Here is a 19,257-nt window from a genome sequence, read left to right as displayed (position 1 = left end):
GTGAGCGCCGGTGACTTCAGGCGCTGCCGATGCGCAAGCAGATAGGTGATTTGCATGACAGAATAACGAAACGCAGCCGCACGAAATTCACGTTTAACGTGAAGCCACGGCGATATGGCTTGAAATCGCAAAGCTTTCCGGCAGCGAAAATCCGCAATCCGTATCGCCTGCGATACAAACCGCCGCCTCCGCCAGCCGGTGGGCAAGACCGAAGCTGACCTTGAAGCCGCCGGTCAACGCGACGAGCCGGGGATGATCCGGATGGCGGCCGATCATCGGATCACGGTCGATCGCCTTCGGGCGCAGCCCCGCCCAGCGTTCGACGACGGGCGCGCTGCGAAGCGCCGGCACGATCGCCCGCGCCGCCTCGATCAGCGCGTCGAGCTGGGCATCGGTCGATGTGGGATCGCCGAAGCGGTTTTCGCTGGTGCTGCCGATCGCCGCGTGCCCGCCTTCATGCGCGACGACATAGAGCCCGTCGAGAAAGATCGTCGGCAGCGCCGGATCGATCTCTGCCTTCAACAGCGCCGCCTGCCCCTTCACCGGCTGGCCGAGCGGCTGTTTCAGCCCTGATGTCAGGTCCTGCAGCAAAGGAAAGGATCGATGGCCCGCAGCCAGGATGCAGCGGCCGAACGTGACGGTTTTGCCGCCGATCTCCGCCGTGCCTCGGTCCGGATCGAGATCGGCGACTTCAGCATTTTCCATGATGCGCACATGTTTTGCCCGCTGCAGGAAGGCGGCGAGCGCTGAAATCAGCGACCGCGGGGCGACCCGGCCGGCAAGCGTGTCATGCACGAAGCCGCTCTCGCCGGCAGAGGCCTCGACCCAGCCGTCAACCGGTGGCTTTTCCAGTACATGCCAGTGGAACCGGCGCTCGCCTGCCCGCCAGTGGCGCTCGGCGTCCTCGGAGTGGCCGCGGGCTATAGGGTTGAGATGCGGCTTAGGCAGCGGGATCAGCCGCCCTGACCTGCGGTAACCGGCCGAAAGCCCGGTCTCGGCTTCCAGCGCGGCGACCTCAGCTTCGAGCGAGACCAGCGCATCGAACTGGAACTGCTTCTTCTCCGACCAGCGGTCGGGCATATGCGGCATCAGCGCGCCGAGCAGGCCGCCGCTCGCTCCTCCACCCAGCCTGCCGGCATCGGCGAGAAGGGTGCCGATGCCGCGGCGCTCGGCATGGACGGCCGCCCAGAGGCCCATGATGCCGCCGCCGACGATCAGCAATTCGCAGGATGATTGACCTGAGACCGGCTGAGGACTATCGGCTTTTTCCATGACAGAGGTGAACCCAGATCAGATTGGCGCGGGCGCGCCGCAGCCGCTCGAATGGCGCGACGGCGATATGCCTTATTCCACAGCCTTTGGCGATCATTTTTATTGCCAGACCGACGGACGGCTGGAATGCGGCCACGTCTTCCTCGCCGGCAATGGCCTGCCGGAGCGCTGGAGCGGGCAGCAGGCATTCGTGATCGGCGAACTCGGTTTCGGCACCGGCCTGAACTTCGCCGAAACATGGCGGCAATGGAAGCAGCACCGCGCCGCCGGCCAGCATCTGCATTTCATCTCCTTCGAACTCCATCCGATGCGCGTCGAAGAGATCGCCCGGGCGCTTTCGCACTGGCCGGAGATCGATGCCGAGCGCGAAGCCCTGACGGCCGCCTGGCCGCAAACGCCCGATGGTACCGTCTCGCTCGATCTCGACGATCAGACGCGGCTCAGCGTCGTCTGCGGCGCCGCACTCGACGGCGTCACCGCGGCAAGACCCGGCTTCGACGCCTGGTATCTCGACGGCTTCGCCCCGTCGCGCAACGGCGACATGTGGTCGGAGGAACTGATGCGCGCGGTCAACGAAAAGACCGCCGCCGGCGGCACCTTCGCCACCTATGCCGCAGCCGGCTTCGTGCGCCGCAATCTCATCGCCGCCGGCTTTGTCGTGGAACGCCGCAAGGGGTTCGCCGGCAAGCGGGAAATGCTCTGCGGTGTGAAGGCGGCCCGATAGGATTTGCTGACTCCATCGCGTATTGCTAACAGTTATCAATTCATGCGATAATTCCCCAAAAGGAACGGATATGGCAAGCAGCGCGAACCTCGGACAGCAGCTCGAAAACTATGTAAGCGAACTCGTGAAATCGGGACGTTATAACTCTCGCAGCGAAGTTCTGCGCGAAGGTATCCGACTTGTTGAGGAGCGGGAAAAACGGCTGATAGCGCTTGATTTAGCAATCGGCCAGGGAATCGCCGACGCGGAGGCCGGCCGCATCAAGCCCATCAGGGATGTCGCCGCCCGCCTTAAGGCAAAATATGACGGCCGTTCGTGATCGTCTTCATTACCGCCCGAGCGGAGGCGGACCTTGAGCGTATCGCCGATTATATCGCAATGGACAATCCGCAGCGGACGGTGAGTTTCGTCGATGAGCTGGTGGACCGATGTGAACGTCTGGCGGACGCGCCGAACGGTTTTTCATTGGTGCCACGCTACGAACACACCGGCATCCGTCGCCGTCCTCACGGCAACTATCTGATCTTCTATCGCGTCGACCAAGATCGGATCGAGATCATGCATATCCTGAACGGTGCTCAGGATTTCGAGAGCATCCTGTTTCCTCGAAAGGATCAGTAGCTCGTAAGCACCTGCTGCTCGCCCTTGCCGAGCCATTGCCGGATCTTTTCTTCCAGCAGCTCGGGGCTGATCGGTTTCGACATGTAGTCGTCCATGCCGGCATCGAGGCAGAGTTCGCGGTCGCTTTCCAGCGCATGGGCGGTGACGCCGATGATCGGCACGCGGTGCCCCTGCCCCTTTTCCCGTTCGCGGATCGTCCGGGTCGCTTCATGGCCGTTCATGACGGGCATCGAGACGTCCATCATGATGATGCGTGGCGTATGGCTCTCCCAGGCGGCGACGGCCTCCTGCCCGTTGTTGACGACAAGGAAGGTAAGCCCCGTCGATTGCAGGATCTGGGTGAAGACGATCTGGTTGACCTCGTTGTCTTCGGCGACGAGCACATCCACGAAGTCAGCCGCCCGCTTCTGCGGCGCGGGCTGAGGCGCAGGCTGAGGGACCGGCACGGCGGCTTCGGCCTGCAGCCGGGCAATCTCGGCTTCCGAAGCCTGCTTCACGCGCCGGGCGCGAACCACCTCGACGACGGTGTTGCGCAGCACGTTGGCGCGCGCCGGCTTCATCAGATGCGCCTGGCCGTTCAGCGCCGCGAATTCCTTTTCCGTGCCTGAGATATCCATCGAGGTTAGGAAGATGATCGGCAGCTCGGTGAAGCGGCGATCGGCGCGCAGCCGGCGGGCGACATCGGCGCCGTTCATATCGGGCATGTGATAGTCGAGCACGACGGCATCGACGGTCACGCCGAGATCGGCCGCCGCCTCCAGGATCGCAAGGCCGGTGCCGCCGCCCTCGGCGGCCACGCCGTCGAAGCCCCAGAGCGAAAGCTGCTCGGTGAGGATGCGCCGGTTCACCTCATTGTCGTCGACGACGAGGATGCGCGCGCCCTGCACGTTGATCGGCAGCGGCTTCGGCTCGAGGCGGGCGGCCGCCACCGCAAACGGCAGGTTGACGGTGAAGACCGAGCCCCTGCCCCATTCGCTCTCGACATTGATATAGCCGCCGAAGAGATCGACGAGACCGGCCGTGATCGCCAGGCCAAGTCCCGTTCCCTCATGCCGCCGGGTCGAGGAGGCATCGACCTGCGAAAACTTGTCGAAGACCGATTCCAGCTTCTCCTGAGGGATACCGATACCCGTGTCCTCGATGCGGATGCTCGCCATGATCTCGCCGCCGGCGGCCGCCTGGAAGCCGACATCGACGAAGACATGGCCGCGCTCGGTGAACTTGACGGCGTTGCCGACCAGATTGGTGACGATCTGGCGGAAGCGTCCGGCATCTCCGATCACCGCGGCCGGCAGATCCGGTGCCGCCCGCACCAGGAGCTCGATATTCTTTTCGGCGGCATGCGACGACAGAAGCGTCGCCACGTCTTCCACCGCTTCAACGATGTCGAAGGCGGCTCTGCGCAGTTTCATCTGCCCTGCATCGATCTTCGAGAAGTCGAGGATGTCGTTGATAATCGTCAGCAGCGCGTTGCCCGATTTGACGATGATGTCGATGAAGGTCTTCTGGCGCGTGTCCAGATTGGTCTTGGCAAGCAGTTCCGCCATGCCGAGCACGCCGTTCATCGGCGTGCGGATCTCGTGGCTCATATTGGCGAGGAATTCGGTCTTGGCGCGGTCGGCGGCTTCGGCGCGCGACAGGAGATGGCGCAAATCCTCCTCGCGGCTCTTCAGATCGGTCACGTCGGTAAACAGCGCCACCCAATGCTGCCCGGTGCTGACCGTCGCCTCCATGTTCACCCAGCGCTCGCCGCCGACATGGAACACCGTGGAAATCGGCTGCCTGGCAGCGATATTGGCGCGCCACTCCTGCAGGATCTCGTCCGCCGCGTCGTGGAAATCGCCGCGCGCCGCGCAGAATTCGAACATGCCGAGCCAGCCTTCGCCGGCCGCGATATAATGCGGCGGGATCTGCAGGATATCGGCCATCGCCTCGTTGGACATCTTGATGATGCCGTCCTGGACGATGGCAAGCCCCTGCGACATGGCGTGCGTCGCATCGCGCATCATTTCGCCGACCCGCTCCAGCGCGGCGCGGGTCTCGTGAATTTCCTTTTCCCGCTCGCGCACCGCCGAAATATCGGCATAGGTCAGAAGGATGCGGTCGTTGGAGATGCGCCGGCTGTCGAAGATGACCGATTTGCCGCCTGTCCAGCCGACCTCGATCGGCTCCGGCTCTTCGGCTTCGAACAGGTGCTGGCGGAAGGCATAGATTTCTTCGGGCGTCTGCGTTCCGTCATAACGCCCGAGTTCGTAATTCCGGCGGATGACGTCGATGAAGGGACGGCCGTCGAAGCGATCGTCGAGCGGCAGTTCCCAGATGCTGTAGAATTCGTCGTTGACGTAGAGGATGCGGTGGTAGTTATCGAGGATCAGCACGCCGATCGGCAGCGAACGCAGGATGCTCTCGATATCCCGATGCAACACTTCTTCCTGCTTGCGGGACTCGATCAGCGCCTTCTCGCGCTCCTTGAGGGGCGAGATGTCGGAAAAGGAGCCCACGACATAGGTTCGCCCATCCGCCGTCATGACGCGGTTGACGCGCGAAATGACGGGATAGACGTGGCCGCTTATGCTCGGCATCTCGCTCTCGAGCTCCACCGAAATGCCGTCCCTGAGCGCCAGCAGGTTTTCCTGGTAGATCGGCTCAGCACCTTCCGGCCCGAACATTTCGTGTTCGGTCATTCCCAGATACTCGGAGCGGGCGCGGCCGCTGAAGGTTTCATAATACTTGTTGGCATAGATCAGGCGATGCCTGTCGTCGCGTACGAAGACGGCAACCGGCAGATCCTCAAGCACGGTGCGCAGAGCGTCGAGTTCGTTGATGCTGTCGCCCCACGCCGAATCGCCGGCGGCCGCAGGCCTTGCACCGCCGCGATAGACGGCGTTGACGACCAGCGGGCGGCCGTCTGCCGCAAAGATGCCGATTGGATGATCGAGCTTTTCCAGCGCCTCGCGCACCTGGGCAAGATCGGAATCGTTTACAGTCCGAGAGCTGCCGCCGGTCTCGCTGTTGCCGGCGGCACGGCGCTCGCGGGCTTCGAAGATGCCGAGCACGTAGATCCGCTCCGGCGACGGCGAGAAGCTTTCGATCTGAATGCGCTCATGCTGGAGGCTCGCCGCGTCGAAGCAGATGGCGTTTTCCTCGGTGCCGAACACCAGCGCGCGGCGCTCCTTGTCCTCGCGGTCCTCTTCCTCGGGCCGGTCGAACAGCTCGCGGCTGCGCCTGCCGATGAAGTCGGAAATCTCTCGGCCGAGAAACTCGGCATAGGCCTCGTTGACGGCGACATAGCGCAACTCGCTGTTCTTGACATAGGCCGGGGTGTCCAGATCGGCGATCCGGCGGCAAGCCAATTCCAGTATGTCCCCGGCTGATTTCAAGAAATTGTCGCTCCCGCAATGAATGAAATATCAACTACAAAGACTATAACGCCAAGGCTTTTAACAAGGTTTTAACCATAAATTTGCGCCGCGAAATTTTGCACGTCGGCTCGATGAGCCGAAATACCTTCGATCGGCACTCCGATCCCGCAGAAAACTGAATGAACGCCCTTATCAGCGGCGATCCCACGCGGTTCGATCAGCACCTTGCCGCCTCGGCACCCCTTGAAATCATGACGAAAATTTAATGCCGCAAGCGCTTGCGCGGCCATCGCTCCGCCGCGATCCGGGCCGAGTCTGGAGATGGCTTTATAGAAGCCGGTCCAAATCAAGGAAAATACCATGTCCGTTTTTCATAAGACCATGGCGACGGGCCTGATCGCGCTGACCTTTGCCGGCGCCTCGCTCGCCACCGCCACCACTGCCGATGCCCATCCGCGCGATGCCTTCTGGGGCGGCCTCGCCGCCGGCGTCGTCGGCGGCGCCCTGCTGTCGGAAGCCGCCCGCCCCGCCTACCCGGTTTATCCGGCCTACCCCGCCTATCGTCCCTACCCCGTCTACCGGACCTATTACCGGCCGTCCTACTGCCATATCGAATGGCGGCACGATCGCTGGGGCGAGCCTTATCGCGTGAAGGTCTGCCCGGAATAGAGAAGACCACATCCGGCGCCGCTTGACCTCCCGGCGGCGCCGGTCCAATCCTCCCACAGAGGGAGGATCAGCATGCCGGAACCGCTCAAGAACCTGCTGCACGAGGCGCTGGTCGCCGACATGGCCAATCGCATCGCCGCCCATGCGTCCTCCTTCGACAAGGCCCGTTTCGTTGCGCTCGCGACTGATGGCCTGGAGGCGCTGGAGCTGATGGAGCGCTCTGCCCTGATCCGCGACGCGCTGTTCGCCACGCTTCCCGATGATTTTCCGCAAGCAGCCGCAATCCTGAAGGCGAGCCTGCCGGCATCGGGCAGGCCCGGTCTGACAGGCTGGATGCTGCTGCCGGTCAATCAGTTCATCGCCACGCGCGGCCCCGATCATTTCGATCTCGGCCTCGATCTCCTCAAGGCGCTGACGCCGCATTTCACCGCCGAATTCGGCATCCGTCCTTTCATCCATCGCGACCAGCAGCGGGCGCTGGCCAGCATCTCCGGCTGGGTCGGCGATCCCGACCGGCATGTACGCCGGCTGGCGAGCGAGGGAACGCGGCCGCGCCTGCCCTGGGCCATGCGCCTGCCGCAACTTGTGAAAGATCCCGCGCCGATCCTGCCGATCCTGACCGCTTTGATCGACGATCCGGAGGACTATGTGCGCCGATCCGTCGCCAACAGCCTGAACGACATTGCCAAGGATCATCCCGATCTCGTCGCCGCCTTCATCGCAACCCACATCGACGGCGCTTCGCCCGAGCGCCGCTGGTTGCTGAAACATGCCTCTCGCACGCTCCTGAAGAAAGGCCATGCGCAGGCGCTTGCCAATTTCGGTTTCGGTGCGGCGACCGCGCTGACATGCGAACTGCGCCTTCTCAGCAGCGAGGTCATGTTCGGCGAAGGGCTGGATTTCGAGATCCGCGTGACCAATGCCGGCGCGGTCGAGCACGCGCTGATGATCGACTACGCCATCCACCACGTGAAGGCGGACGGCTCGCTGTCACCGAAGGTTTTCAAGTGCAAGACGATCACGCTGGCGCCCGGCCAGAGCCGGGCGATCGAGCGCCGCCACGCCATGCGGCCGATCACGACCCGGCGCTATTATCCCGGGCAACACCGCATCGCCGTCCTCGTCAATGGTGCCGAAAGCGCATCGGAAAGCTTCGTCCTCAGAATGCCGTCGACGGATGCCGGTTAAGGCTTTTTGTGCACTGCACTTGACTTTCCACACGAATTAGCCCAAATGCGGCTCAGCTTTCACCCTTCCGGCCGCCGCGTGAGCGTGCCCCTGCTAGAAAATACGAAACGCAGGAAGAAGGGACAAAAGCGCATTTCGATAGAGCGCCGCACTCCCATCAGCGGCCAGAAGCGCTGGAAAGCTTTTTCCAACTTGCAAGTTCCCACTTCACGCGGGGTTCTTGACGCCAGAATGAAACCGGATCGCATGGTGCGCTCCGGCGATATCGTTTTGGCGCCCCGAAAGGTTATGCCTTGACCAATTTTGAATCGCTTGGTGTCTCCAAGCCGATCGTCGCTACCTTGTTCCAGCTCGGCATCGAAACGCCGACGCCGATCCAGGAACAGGCCATCCCTCTTCTCATCGCCGGCCGCGACCTGATCGGCCTTGCCCAGACCGGCACCGGCAAGACCGCCGCCTTCGGCCTGCCGCTCATCGAAAAGCTGCTCGCCGACGAGCGCCGTCCCGACAACCGCACGACGCGGACGCTGATCCTCGCGCCGACGCGCGAGCTGGTGAACCAGATCGCCGACAATCTGAAGAAGTTCATCCGCAAGTCGCCGCTGCGCATCAATGTCGTCGTCGGCGGCGTCTCGATCAACAAGCAGCAGCTTCAGCTGGAAAAGGGCACCGATATCCTGGTCGCCACCCCCGGCCGCCTGCTCGACCTCGTCAATCGCCGCGCCATCACGCTGACGACGGTGCGCTATCTCGTGCTCGACGAAGCCGACCAGATGCTCGACCTCGGCTTCGTGCACGATCTGCGCAAGATCGCCAAGCTGGTGCCGAAGAAGCGCCAGACCATGCTGTTTTCGGCCACCATGCCGAAGGCGATCGCCGATCTCGCCGGCGATTATCTCGTCGATCCCGTCAAGGTCGAAGTGACGCCGCCCGGCAAAGCTGCCGACAAGGTCGAGCAGTACGTCCATTTCGTCGGCGGCAAGAACGACAAGACCGAGCTGCTGCGCAAGTCGCTGACCGAAAACCCGGACGGCCGCGCCATCGTCTTCCTGCGCACGAAGCACGGCGCCGAGAAGCTGATGAAGCATCTCGACAATATCGGCTATTCCGTCGCCTCGATCCACGGCAACAAGAGCCAGGGCCAGCGCGAGCGGGCGCTGAAGGCCTTCCGCGACGGCAGCATCAAGACGCTGATCGCCACCGACGTCGCCGCCCGCGGCATCGACATCCCGGCCGTCAGCCACGTCTATAATTACGATCTGCCTGAGGTGCCCGACGCTTACGTCCATCGCATCGGCCGCACCGCGCGCGCCGGCCGCGACGGCATCGCGATTGCCTTCTGCGCCCCTGACGAAGCCAAGCTGCTGCGCGATATCGAGCGCCTGATGGGCATCGAGATATCGGTCGCAAGCGGCGAACCGCCGGCCAATATCAGCAACAGCGGCCCCCGCCGCGGCAACGGCAATGGCAACAACCGCAACCGCGGCGGCCAGGGCCGTGGTGAGGGTCGTGGCGAAGGCCGTGGCGACGCCAACCGCTCGGAGCATCGCGGCAGCCGCCAGCGCCGTGACGGCGAAGGCAGCGAAGTCCGCGCCGGAGGCGAGGAACGCCGCGAGCGCCGTCCGCGCCCTGAGCGCACGGCCCGCAACGAAGATTTCCGCAGCCAGCGCCGCGGCGAAGCGGCCCCCAATCTCGGCCCCGACAATGATCTGGTCTCGACCTCCGATTTCCGTCCGGCAAAGCAGCATCGCCCTGCGCATGGCGGCCCCAACGGCCATCATGCCAATGGCGAGCCGAGCGGTCATCACCGCGGCAACGGCCGCCAAGCCCACGGCCGCCCGGCCCGCAAGCACGGCGAAGACCGCGGCCAGCACCAGGCCCAGGGCGGCGAACCGCGCCGCGAGGGCAATGGCGGCAATCGCCGCGGCGGCTCCGGCTCCCGCAATGGTGGCCAGCGCCGCGAACGCGCCTGATCATCGATCGACTGAAATGTGGAAAGGCCGGGGAAACCCGGCCTTTTTGCTGTCTAAAGCACGTCGCGATCTTTCAGATTCGCTCCCCGTGCTTTAGGTCTTTGTTTTCTCGCGTGTCGTTATCGCAAAACCGCGCACACTTTTGCGCGACACGCTTTAGGCCTCAGCCGGCGTCCGCCGCTCGGCCGCCCTGCGGTTCGTCAGATAGACGCCGGTCACGACGACCACCGTGCCCAAAATCAACGGCAGGGTCAGCGGCTCCCCGAAGGCGATGAAGGCTTCCAGCGCGACGGCCGGCGGCATCAGATAGATAAGCGAAGCGGCGCGCGAGACCTGCCCCCGGCGGATCAAATAGAGCAGCAGCCCGACGCCGCCCATCGACAGGCCGAAGACCGACCATATGAGCGCGCCGTAGGCCTGCGCGGAACCATCGAAATGCTGCTGCTCGAAGATCAGCGACAGCGGCAGGGTCAGGATCAGCGCGCCGACATATTGCAGCGTCGCGATGCTCCTGAGGTCGCCGGATTGCAGGTGTTTCTTCTGGTAGAGCGTGCCGTAGGTGACGGAGCCCATGGCGATGAGGTTGATCGCCAGCGGCACCGCCGCATGGCTGAGATCTGATGTCGCCGGATCGAGGAGTTTCGGCGAAATCGCGATGGCGATGCCGATGAAACCGAGGCCGAGGCCGAACTGCTGGCTCTTCTGCAAGCGCTCGCCGACAAGGAAGGGAGCCGCCATCGCCGTCAGCAGCGGCTGCAGCGCCGCGATGATGCCCGATATGCCGGCCGGCACGCCATTGGCGATCGCCCACCAGAGCCCGCCGAGATAGAAGCCGTGCAGGAAGAAGCCGGAATAGATGGCGCGCAGCCACGTGGCCCGGCTCTTCGGCCATTGCGCCCGCATCACCAGGCAGAGCGCCAGGAACGCCAGGGCCGACAGCGCGTACCTTATCGAAAGAAAGGTGAAGGGCTCGGAATGCAGCGCGGCATATTTCGCCACCACCCAGCCCGTGGACCAGAGGAAAACGAAGACGGCGGGGGCAAAGCGGTCGAGGGACATGGGGCGGCTCGGGCAAAAAGAGATCGCCGTGCTGATAGCCGCAGCCGATGGCCGCGGTCAAAGGCGAAGCGTTGATGCTTATTTGAAATTTCGTTGATGGTTGGGGACAACCGTCGCACCTCAACCCTGGACATACGGGCCGGAGGGGTCCCGGCGTATCCCCACCCACCCTCATCCCTGTGCTCGTCACAGGGATCCAGCGCGCCCAAGTCCTTGGGCGCGAGAGACTCTCTTCAACTGCCTATGGAGTCGTTCACGGCGCAGACGCGCCGTGGCTGGATTCCTGTGACAGGCACAGGAATGAGGGAGCAAGCGGAAAGGCCGCGCCTCCTCATATCGGCCGAACGAAAAACCATCATCTGCTCAGATTTTACGCAGTTTTTACAGAGCAACCGTCCACCATTCCGGCCACCCCTGCCTCAAACACCCGAAAACTCCCATCTTTCCCGCACCGCAAAATCTTTTCCTCGAACTGCGCATGGTTCTTGCATTGCAATTTGCGTTGTATTCAAATGAACAAAAAAGGGGAGCCGCACCTTTGGCATTTGATGAAATGATTACCGGGGACGAGAGTCCTCGTCCGCCTTATGAAAAATACTTCGAGTGGTACAACAGCCAAGATCGGGCGCATCTGATTGCCAAGTCCCGCGATGCGGAAAACATCTTCCGGAAGACCGGCATCACCTTCGCGGTCTACGGCCACGCCGACAGTTCCGAAAAACTCATCCCCTTCGACATCATTCCCCGCATCATCTCGGCCCGCGAATGGCGCAAGCTCGCCCAGGGCATCGAGCAGCGGGTGATCGCGCTCAACGCCTTCCTGGACGATATCTATCATAAGCAGGAGATCATCCGCGCCGGCCGCGTTCCGCGCGAACTGATCGAAAACAACGTCGCCTTCCTCTCCGAGATGATCGGCTTCCGCCCGCCCGGCGGCGTCTATACCCATATCGTCGGCACCGACATTGTGCGCACCGGCGAGGACCAGTTCTACGTGCTGGAGGACAATGCCCGCACGCCTTCCGGCGTCAGCTACATGCTGGAAAACCGGGAAACCATGATGCAGATGTTCCCGGAACTCTTCCATGAGAACAAGGTGCAGCGCGTCGAGGATTATCCCTATCTCCTGCGCCAGAGCCTCGCCTCGCTCGCCCCTCCGGGCTGCACCGGCAAGCCGCGCGTGGCGGTGCTGACACCCGGCATCTACAATTCCGCCTATTACGAGCATTCCTTCCTCGCCGACATGATGGGCGTCGAGCTGGTCGAAGGCTCGGATCTGCGTGTCATCGACGGCAAGGTGAAGATGCGCACGACCCGCGGTTACGAGGCGATCGATGTGCTCTACCGCCGCGTCGACGACGACTTCCTCGATCCCCTGACCTTCCGGGCCGATTCCGCCCTCGGCATTCCCGGGATCATGGACGTCTACCGCTCCGGCAACATCACCATCGCCAATGCGCCGGGCACCGGCATCTCAGACGACAAGGCGATCTATTCCTACATGCCCGAGATCGTCGAATTCTATACCGGCCGCAAGGCGCTGCTCGAAAACGTGCCGACCTGGCGCTGCTCGGAAGCCTCCAGCCTGAAATACGTGCTGGAGCACCTGGAAGAGCTGGTCGTCAAGGAAGTGCACGGCTCAGGCGGCTACGGCATGCTTGTGGGACCGACGGCGTCGAAGAAGGAGCGCGCCGATTTCGCCGAGAAGCTGAAGGCCAAGCCGAACAATTATATCGCCCAGCCGACGCTGTCGCTCTCCACCGTGCCGATCCTCGTCAACAAGGGGATTGCGCCGCGCCATGTCGACCTTCGCCCCTATGTGCTCGTATCAGACAAGGTTCAGATCATTCCGGGCGGGCTCACCCGCGTCGCCCTGAAGCAGGGCTCGCTGGTCGTCAATTCCAGCCAGGGCGGCGGCACCAAAGACACCTGGGTATTGGAGGACTGATGCTCGGAAGAACTGCAAACGGCCTCTACTGGATGTTCCGTTACATCGAGCGTGCCGAAAATATTGCCCGCCTGGTCGATGCCGGTCTGCGCATGTCGCTGACCCGCAGCAGCGCCGGTGACGACAACTGGGACGGCGTGCTGCAAAGCGCCGGCGTGCGCGAGGCCTATGACGAGGGCCACGCGAAGCTCACCAATGCCGATGCGATCGACTATCTCCTGCGCGATCGCTCCAATCCGTCGAGCGTCATGTCCTGCATCGACTCCGGCCGCAACAATGCCCGCATGGTCCGCACCGCGCTGACGCGGGAGACCTGGGAGGCGACCAACGAATGCTGGATCGAGCTGAAATCGCTGCTCGAAAAGCGGGTGAAGGCCGCCGACCTGCCCGAGGTGATCGATGTCATCAAGCGCCGCGCCGGCCTCATCCGCGGCGCCTTCCATGGTTCGACGCTGCGCAACGAGCTCTATAACTTCGCCCGCATCGGCACTTTCATCGAGCGGGCCGACAATACGAGCCGCATCCTCGATGTGAAATATTACGTGCTGCTGCCCTCCGTCTCGGCCGTCGGCTCCTCGCTCGACAATGTGCAGTGGGAATCGATCCTGCGCTCGGTCTCCGCACACCGCGCCTATAGCTGGGCCTATGACGGCGAATACCGGGCGATGAATATCGCCGACTTCCTCACCCTCAATGTGCAGATGCCGCGCTCGCTTGCCTATTGCTACGAGAAGATCGTCAGCAATCTCGGCTATCTCGCCCAGGATTACGAGGAGCGGCTTCCGGCCCACGATACCGCCGATGCGATCCGCACCACGCTGCAGACGCGGGCGATCCGCGACATCATGGATCAGGGCCTGCACGAATTCCTGGAGGATTTCGTCTCGCGCAACAACCAGCTCGGCATGGAAATTTCCGACGGCTACCGGTTCTACGTTTAAGCGGATCAGAATATGAGACTGAAAATCAGCCACCTCACCGAATACCGCTACGACGAGCCGTCGAAATTCTCCCTGCAGCGGCTGCGGCTGACGCCGCCGACGACGCCAGGCCAGAAGGTGCTCGGCTGGTCGCTGAAGGTCGAGGGCGCCACCCCCGAAGTGGAATATGACGATCAGTACGGCAACCACGTCAATCTGGTCTCGCTGGAAGGCGAACAGCAGACGACGCGCATTCTCGCCGAGGGCGAGGTCGAAACGGAAGATCTCAACGGCGTCATCGGCCCGCATACCGGCTTCTGCCCGCTCTGGCTTTTCCTGCGCGAGACGCCGCTGACCAAGAGCGGCAAGCTGGTGAAGGAACTGATCAAGGGCGTCGACGGCGATAACGAACTCGCCCGCATGCATGCGCTGATGGCCGCCATCCACGAGGCGGTCGATTACAAACCGGGAACCAGCGATACGGCGACGACGGCGGAACAGGCGCTGGAGAAGAAGAGCGGCGTCTGCCAGGACCATGCGCATGTCTTCGTTGCCGCCGCCCGTGCTCTGCAGGTGCCGGCGCGATATGTCTCCGGTTATCTGATGATGGAAGAAAAGGTCGAACAGGCGGCGACCCATGCCTGGGCCGAGGCGCATATTCCCGGCCTCGGCTGGGTCGGCTTCGATCCGGCCAACGAGATCTGCCCGGATGCCCGCTACGTCAGGACCGCCTCCGGCCTCTGCTACCGCGACGCCGCGCCGATTTCAGGCATGCGTATCGGCACGCCGGGCGAAACCCTGTCGGTCACCGTCAAGGTGGAGGATGGCGGCCAGATGCAAAGCCAGAGCCAGAGCTGAGGGCTCCGAAGGACAGAACGCGGCCTCTCGTTTCCCCTTCTCCCCGAGGGGAGAAGAGATTTGCCGCAGCTTCTCCGTCCCTCGCACGCTCTCGCAGCACGTACTCTCGCGCCCGCGAGCATGACTAACGCATGTCGCGCAAAAGTGTGCAGCGGTTTTGCGGCAACGACATGCAAACAAAACCTGAAGCGCAAGGAGCGAATCTGAAAGATCGCGACGCGCTTTAAGGAATAGCTTCGCGCTTCGCAAACAGCCAAAGGCGGGGCTCTCACCCCGCCTTTTCAACGATCCCAATCTCGGATGCGTTCAAGCTCAGTGGCTGTCCTTGCCGACAGCGTTTCCGCGACATCCCTTGAGGAAGTCGAGGTCGGCGCCGGTGTCGGCGCCTTCGACATGCTGCTGGTGCAGGAAGGCGTAGCCCGATGTCGGCAGATCGTGGTTCGGCTGCCATTCGGCGAGACGCCGCGCCAGTTCCTCGTCTGATATGTCGAGATGCAGGCGGCGGTTCGGCACGTCGAGCTCGATCATGTCGCCGTTCTTGACGACCGCGAGCGGTCCGCCGACGGCGGCTTCCGGAGAAGTGTGCAGAACGACGGTGCCGTAGGCCGTTCCGGACATGCGGGCGTCGGAAATGCGCACCATGTCGAGGATGCCCTTCTTCAGCACCTTGGGCGGCAGACCCATGTTGCCGACTTCGGCCATGCCGGGATAGCCCTTCGGTCCGCAGTTCTTCATGACCATGACGCAGGTCTCGTCGATGTCGAGGTTGTCGTCGTTGATCTTGGCCTTGTAGTCGTCGATATCCTCGAACACGACTGCCCTGCCCCGGTGCACCAGCAGATGCGGCGAAGCGGCCGAAGGCTTCAGCACCGCGCCCTTCGGCGCGAGATTGCCGCGCAGCACGACGATGCCGCCGGACGACGTCAGCGCCTTTTCAGCCGGCAGGATGACATCCTCGTTCCAGTTGATGACTTCCTTGACCTCGTCCCAGACGGTTTCGCCGGAGACGGTCAGCGCATCCTTGTGCAGCAGGCCCGCCTCGCCGAGGCGCTTCAGCACGACAGGCAGGCCGCCGGCGTAGAAGAACTCTTCCATCAAGTACTTGCCCGACGGCATCAGGTTGACGATTGTGGGAACGTCGCGGCCGCAGCGGTCCCAATCATCAAGCGTCAGATCGATGCCGACACGGCCGGCGATAGCCAGAAGATGGATGACGGCATTGGTCGATCCGCCGATCGCCGCATTGGTGCGGATGGCGTTCTCGAAGGCCTGCTTCGTCATGATGTCGGAGGGCTTCAGATCGTCCTTGACCATCTGCACGATGCGGCGGCCGGTCAGCTGCGCCATGACCTTGCGGCGGGAATCGACGCCCGGGATCGCAGCATTGCCCGACAGCGCCATGCCGAGCGCTTCGGCCATCGACGCCATCGTCGAGGCGGTGCCCATGGTGTTGCAGGTGCCCGAAGAACGGCTCATCGACGCTTCCGCCTCGAGGAATTCGGCCTGCGTCATCTCGCCGGCCTTTACCATTTCGGAGAATTTCCACAGATGCGTGCCGGAGCCGACGCGCTCGCCACGGAAATAGCCGTTCAGCATCGGGCCGCCGGTGACGACAATCGATGGCAGGTCGACGGAGGCGGCACCCATCAGCAGCGACGGCGTGGTCTTGTCACAGCCGACGAGCAGCACGCAGCCATCCATCGGCTGGCCGCGGATCGCTTCTTCGACCGCAAGGGCGGCGAGGTTGCGGTACATCATCGCGGTCGGGCGGAAGGTGTTTTCGGAGGCCGAGAACACCGGCACCTCGAGCGGGAAGCCGCCGGCTTCCCAGACACCCGCCTTCACCTTCTCGGCGAGTTCCCGGAGATGACCGTTGCACGGGGTCATATCCGACCAGGTGTTCAGGATGCCGATCACCGGCCGGCCATCGAACAGGTCGTGCGGATAACCCTGGTTCTTAAGCCAGCCGCGATGATAAATCACGTCGCGGCTCGTACCGCCGTACCATTCCTGCGACCTCAGCCTGCGCGGCCATTCCGCTTTCTTTTTCATAATCTCTGTCCTTCAGCATATCCCCGGACCGCCTCGTACGGCCCGGGTCATCTCGCTTCGTCTCAAGCCAGCGTGTAGGCCGTCTTGACGGTTGTGTAGAACTCGGCGGCGTATTTGCCCTGCTCGCGCGGACCGTAGGACGAACCCTTGCGGCCGCCGAACGGCACGTGGAAATCGACGCCTGCCGTCGGCAGGTTGACCATGACCATGCCGGCCTCGGAATTGCGCTTGAAGTGCGTCGCATGTTTCAGGCTGGTGGTGGCGATGCCGGCCGAAAGCCCGAACGGCGTGTCGTTGGCGATGGCAAGCGCTTCGTCGTAATCCTTCGCCCGGATCACCGAGACCACAGGTCCGAAGATTTCCTCGCGCGAGATACGCATCTGGTTGGTCGCTTCGGTAAACAGCGTCGGCTGCAGGTAGAAGCCGGGCGTTTCGCGGGAGATGACCTCGCCGCCGAAGGCGAGCTTGGCGCCCTCCTTCTTGCCGATCTCGATATAGTCGGTATCGGTCTTCAGCTGCCGCTCGTCGACGACGGGACCGATATGGGTGCCGGCCTTCAGCGCATTGTCGACGACCAGCGTCTTCAGCTTCTCGGTCAATGCGGCGACGAACTTGTCGTGGATACCTTCGGTGACGATCAGGCGTGACGATGCTGTGCAGCGCTGGCCGGTCGAGAAAAAGCCGGAATTGGCGGCAGCCTCGACGGCGACGGAAAGATCGGCGTCGTCGAGCACGACCATCGGGTTCTTGCCGCCCATTTCGAGCTGGAACTTGCGGTTATGCTCGATGGAGGCGGCCGCGACCCGCCGGCCGGTGCCGGTGGAGCCGGTGAAGGTGATGCCGTGAATGTCGGGGCTTTCGAGCATGGCCTGGCCGACGACCGAGCCCTTGCCCATGACGAGGTTCAGAACGCCCTTCGGCAGGCCTGCGCGATGCAGGATATCGACGATCGCCCAGGAACAGGCGGGCACCAGCTCGGCCGGCTTGAAGACGATGGTGTTGCCATAGGCGAGCGCCGGCGCGATCTTCCAGGCCGGAATGGCGATCGGGAAGTTCCACGGCGTGATGATGCCGATGACGCCGAGGCCCTCGCGGGTGATCTCCACGCCGATGTTCGGGCGCACCGACGGGATGACCTCGCCGGCCAGCCGCAGCGCTTCGCCTGCGAAGAATTCGAAGATCTGCGAAGCGCGGATGACCTCGCCGGTCGCTTCCGGCAGGGTCTTGCCTTCCTCGCGGGCGAGCAGCGCGCCGAGCTCGTCCTTGCGCGCCATGATCTCGTCGCCGGCCTTCTTCAGGATGACGTGGCGTTCCCAGATGCCCGAGCGCGACCAGGCCGGGAAAGCAGCTTTCGCGGCGGCGATGGCATCGGCGACATCCTGCGCATCGGCACTGGCATAGAGGCCGACGACCTCGTTCGTATCCGACGGGTTGATGTTCTTCGTCGCGTTCGTGCCGACCCATTCGCCGGCGATCAGATTTTGATAAATGGTCATGGGCTCAACAAGCCTCCTTTACCGTTTACAAACACGGCCCGGCCGCGGACGCGGCCCGGCCTCGAAAATCAGAGCTGCTTGACGGCAATCTCTTCTTCGGCCGCCACCTTCAGCGGGTTGCGCAGCGGCAGGCCGAATTCGGCGACTTCGATCTCGAAAAGGTCGCCCTCTTCCGTCTTGATGCCATCGGCAAAGGAAAGCGTCGCCGTGCCGAACATATGGACATGCACATCTCCCGGAACCCGGAAGAGACCATATTTGAAATGGTGATATTCCAGGTTGGCGAAGGTGTGCGACATGTTCGCCTCGCCCGACAGGAAAGGCTTTTCGAAGATCACCTTGTCGCCGCGCTTGATGCGCGAGGTGCCGCGGATATCCTCCGGTGCCGCGCCGATGCGGATCTCCGGACCGAAGCTTGCCGGGCGCAGCTTCGAATGGGCGAGGAAGAGATAGTTGATCCGCTCGGTGACGTGATCGGAAAACTCGTTCGACAGCGCAAAGCCGATGCGGAAGGGCGAGCCGTCCTTGGCGATGACGTAAATGCCGGCCATCTCAGGCTCTTCGCCGCCATCGAGCGCGAAGGAAGGGGAGACGAGCGGCGCACCGGGGGCAGCAGCGCCATAGCCGTTGCCCTTGTAGAACCATTCGGGCTGTACGCCTTTTTCGCCGGCCTTCGGCTTGCCGTTCTCGAGGCCCATCCTGAACATCTTCATCGAGTCGGTCAGCGTTTCCTCGGCCGCCTCGGTCGTCTTCTTATGCATGGAATCGCGGGTGGCGGCCGAGCCGAGATGGGTCAGGCCGGTGCCGGTCAGATGCAGGTGCGCAGCATCGGGATGGGTAATCGGCGGCAGGAAACGGCCTTCGGCATAGGCCTTCTCCAGATCGACGGCATCGCCGTAGCCATGGGCTTCGATGACCGATGCGAGCGACTTGCCGCCGTCTGCCGCTTCCATCGCCAACGCATAGACGCTGCCGGCATTCTTGACCGATTTGGCAGCGCCGCCCAGCTCGCGGACGGCGACGACGATCTCTCCGTTGGCACCCTTGATTTGCGAAATAAGCACGACTTCGATCCTTCTCGTTCCGGCGAAGACAGCAAAAGCTCCGCCTGTCCG

At 63.0% G+C, this 19,257-nt stretch carries 15 protein-coding genes and 1 pseudogene; 9 read left to right on the top strand and 7 right to left on the bottom strand.

The features are described 5' to 3' along the window. Positions 1-93 precede the first annotated feature (93 nt). On the bottom strand, positions 94-1,272 hold the full coding sequence (locus tag CO670_RS16375) for an FAD-binding oxidoreductase (RefSeq protein WP_097591200.1): 1,179 nt from the start codon (positions 1,270-1,272) through the stop codon (positions 94-96). Here CO670_RS16375 and mnmD point away from each other — a divergent pair. The 3 genes from mnmD to CO670_RS16360 all read left to right on the top strand — a co-directional run bounded on the left by mnmD (position 1,271) and on the right by CO670_RS16360 (position 2,617). After that, the gene (gene mnmD, locus CO670_RS16370; RefSeq protein ID WP_097591199.1) at positions 1,271-1,996 is read left to right on the top strand and encodes a tRNA (5-methylaminomethyl-2-thiouridine)(34)-methyltransferase MnmD; all 726 of its coding nucleotides are present in this window, start codon (positions 1,271-1,273) and stop codon (positions 1,994-1,996) included. The genes CO670_RS16375 and mnmD overlap by 2 nt on opposite strands. 70 nt (positions 1,997-2,066) lie before the next feature. Continuing rightward, positions 2,067-2,315, top strand: coding sequence for a type II toxin-antitoxin system ParD family antitoxin (locus CO670_RS16365; RefSeq protein WP_097591198.1), 249 nt, complete (start codon positions 2,067-2,069; stop codon positions 2,313-2,315). Beyond that, positions 2,312-2,617, top strand: a complete 306-nt coding sequence (locus CO670_RS16360; protein ID WP_097591197.1) for a type II toxin-antitoxin system RelE/ParE family toxin — start codon at positions 2,312-2,314, stop codon at positions 2,615-2,617. The genes CO670_RS16365 and CO670_RS16360 overlap by 4 nt, the downstream gene beginning before the upstream one ends. Here CO670_RS16360 and CO670_RS16355 read toward each other — a convergent pair. Both CO670_RS16355 and CO670_RS16350 read right to left on the bottom strand, forming a co-directional pair. Beyond that, on the bottom strand, positions 2,611-5,997 hold the full coding sequence (locus CO670_RS16355) for a response regulator (protein WP_097591196.1): 3,387 nt from the start codon (positions 5,995-5,997) through the stop codon (positions 2,611-2,613). The genes CO670_RS16360 and CO670_RS16355 overlap by 7 nt on opposite strands. Positions 5,998-6,068: 71 nt before the next feature. Continuing rightward, on the bottom strand, positions 6,069-6,341 hold the full coding sequence (locus CO670_RS16350; RefSeq protein ID WP_097591195.1) for a hypothetical protein: 273 nt from the start codon (positions 6,339-6,341) through the stop codon (positions 6,069-6,071). Between CO670_RS16350 and CO670_RS16345 the strand changes: the two genes are divergently transcribed. From CO670_RS16345 to CO670_RS16335, 3 genes and pseudogenes are all read left to right on the top strand, one after another. Beyond that, a complete protein-coding gene (locus tag CO670_RS16345; protein WP_088672958.1) occupies positions 6,340-6,648 on the top strand; it encodes a hypothetical protein in 309 nt (102 codons plus the stop codon). The two genes, CO670_RS16350 and CO670_RS16345, sit on opposite strands and share 2 nt — an antisense overlap. Before the next feature lie 72 nt (positions 6,649-6,720). Continuing rightward, positions 6,721-7,836: a DNA alkylation repair protein gene (locus CO670_RS16340; protein WP_097591194.1), complete on the top strand. Its 1,116-nt coding sequence runs from the start codon at positions 6,721-6,723 to the stop codon at positions 7,834-7,836. Between the two features lie 246 nt (positions 7,837-8,082). Next, positions 8,083-9,809: pseudogene (locus CO670_RS16335) on the top strand (DEAD/DEAH box helicase). A gap of 156 nt (positions 9,810-9,965) precedes the next feature. Here the strand turns inward: CO670_RS16335 and CO670_RS16330 are convergent. Further along, complete coding sequence (locus CO670_RS16330; RefSeq protein ID WP_097591192.1) at positions 9,966-10,868, bottom strand: DMT family transporter; 903 nt, start codon at positions 10,866-10,868, stop codon at positions 9,966-9,968. 538 nt (positions 10,869-11,406) lie between these two features. Between CO670_RS16330 and CO670_RS16320 the strand changes: the two genes are divergently transcribed. The 3 genes from CO670_RS16320 to CO670_RS16310 are packed head-to-tail and all read left to right on the top strand — an operon-like array spanning position 11,407 to position 14,594. Next, positions 11,407-12,816 carry a circularly permuted type 2 ATP-grasp protein gene (locus CO670_RS16320; RefSeq protein ID WP_097591190.1) on the top strand — a complete coding sequence of 470 codons (1,410 nt, stop codon included), beginning with the start codon at positions 11,407-11,409 and terminating at the stop codon, positions 12,814-12,816. Further along, complete coding sequence (locus CO670_RS16315) at positions 12,816-13,757, top strand: alpha-E domain-containing protein (protein ID WP_088687099.1); 942 nt, start codon at positions 12,816-12,818, stop codon at positions 13,755-13,757. Before CO670_RS16320 ends, CO670_RS16315 begins: the two co-directional genes overlap by 1 nt. Positions 13,758-13,769: 12 nt before the next feature. Then, positions 13,770-14,594, top strand: coding sequence for a transglutaminase family protein (locus tag CO670_RS16310; protein ID WP_097591189.1), 825 nt, complete (start codon positions 13,770-13,772; stop codon positions 14,592-14,594). A gap of 312 nt (positions 14,595-14,906) precedes the next feature. Here the strand turns inward: CO670_RS16310 and araD are convergent, their stop codons facing one another. The 3 genes from araD to araD1 form a co-directional block, all read right to left on the bottom strand. Then, positions 14,907-16,646 (bottom strand): L-arabinonate dehydratase, encoded by a 1,740-nt coding sequence (gene araD / locus CO670_RS16305; RefSeq protein WP_097591188.1) that lies wholly within the window; start codon positions 16,644-16,646, stop codon positions 14,907-14,909. A gap of 62 nt (positions 16,647-16,708) precedes the next feature. Further along, positions 16,709-18,142, bottom strand: coding sequence for an aldehyde dehydrogenase family protein (locus CO670_RS16300; protein WP_097591187.1), 1,434 nt, complete (start codon positions 18,140-18,142; stop codon positions 16,709-16,711). Between the two features lie 68 nt (positions 18,143-18,210). Continuing rightward, positions 18,211-19,206, bottom strand: coding sequence for an AraD1 family protein (araD1, locus tag CO670_RS16295; RefSeq protein ID WP_097591233.1), 996 nt, complete (start codon positions 19,204-19,206; stop codon positions 18,211-18,213). Between the last annotated feature and the right edge of the window lie 51 nt (positions 19,207-19,257).

Source organism: Rhizobium sp. J15, from assembly GCF_002531825.1.
Taxonomy (GTDB): Bacteria; Pseudomonadota; Alphaproteobacteria; order Rhizobiales; family Rhizobiaceae; genus Rhizobium.
This window is presented reverse-complemented; position numbering and strand designations above follow the sequence as displayed.

Coding starts and splice junctions, on each gene's coding strand:
- CO670_RS16350 (WP_097591195.1), bottom strand. CDS start 6,341: ATGGTATTTTCCTTGATTTGGACCGGCTTCTATAAAGCCATCTCCAGA.
- CO670_RS16345 (WP_088672958.1), top strand. CDS start 6,340: ATGTCCGTTTTTCATAAGACCATGGCGACGGGCCTGATCGCGCTGACC.
- CO670_RS16340 (WP_097591194.1), top strand. CDS start 6,721: ATGCCGGAACCGCTCAAGAACCTGCTGCACGAGGCGCTGGTCGCCGAC.
- araD (WP_097591188.1), bottom strand. CDS start 16,646: ATGAAAAAGAAAGCGGAATGGCCGCGCAGGCTGAGGTCGCAGGAATGG.
- CO670_RS16365 (WP_097591198.1), top strand. CDS start 2,067: ATGGCAAGCAGCGCGAACCTCGGACAGCAGCTCGAAAACTATGTAAGC.
- CO670_RS16310 (WP_097591189.1), top strand. CDS start 13,770: ATGAGACTGAAAATCAGCCACCTCACCGAATACCGCTACGACGAGCCG.
- CO670_RS16315 (WP_088687099.1), top strand. CDS start 12,816: ATGCTCGGAAGAACTGCAAACGGCCTCTACTGGATGTTCCGTTACATC.
- CO670_RS16300 (WP_097591187.1), bottom strand. CDS start 18,142: ATGACCATTTATCAAAATCTGATCGCCGGCGAATGGGTCGGCACGAAC.
- CO670_RS16330 (WP_097591192.1), bottom strand. CDS start 10,868: ATGTCCCTCGACCGCTTTGCCCCCGCCGTCTTCGTTTTCCTCTGGTCC.
- CO670_RS16375 (WP_097591200.1), bottom strand. CDS start 1,272: ATGGAAAAAGCCGATAGTCCTCAGCCGGTCTCAGGTCAATCATCCTGC.
- mnmD (WP_097591199.1), top strand. CDS start 1,271: ATGACAGAGGTGAACCCAGATCAGATTGGCGCGGGCGCGCCGCAGCCG.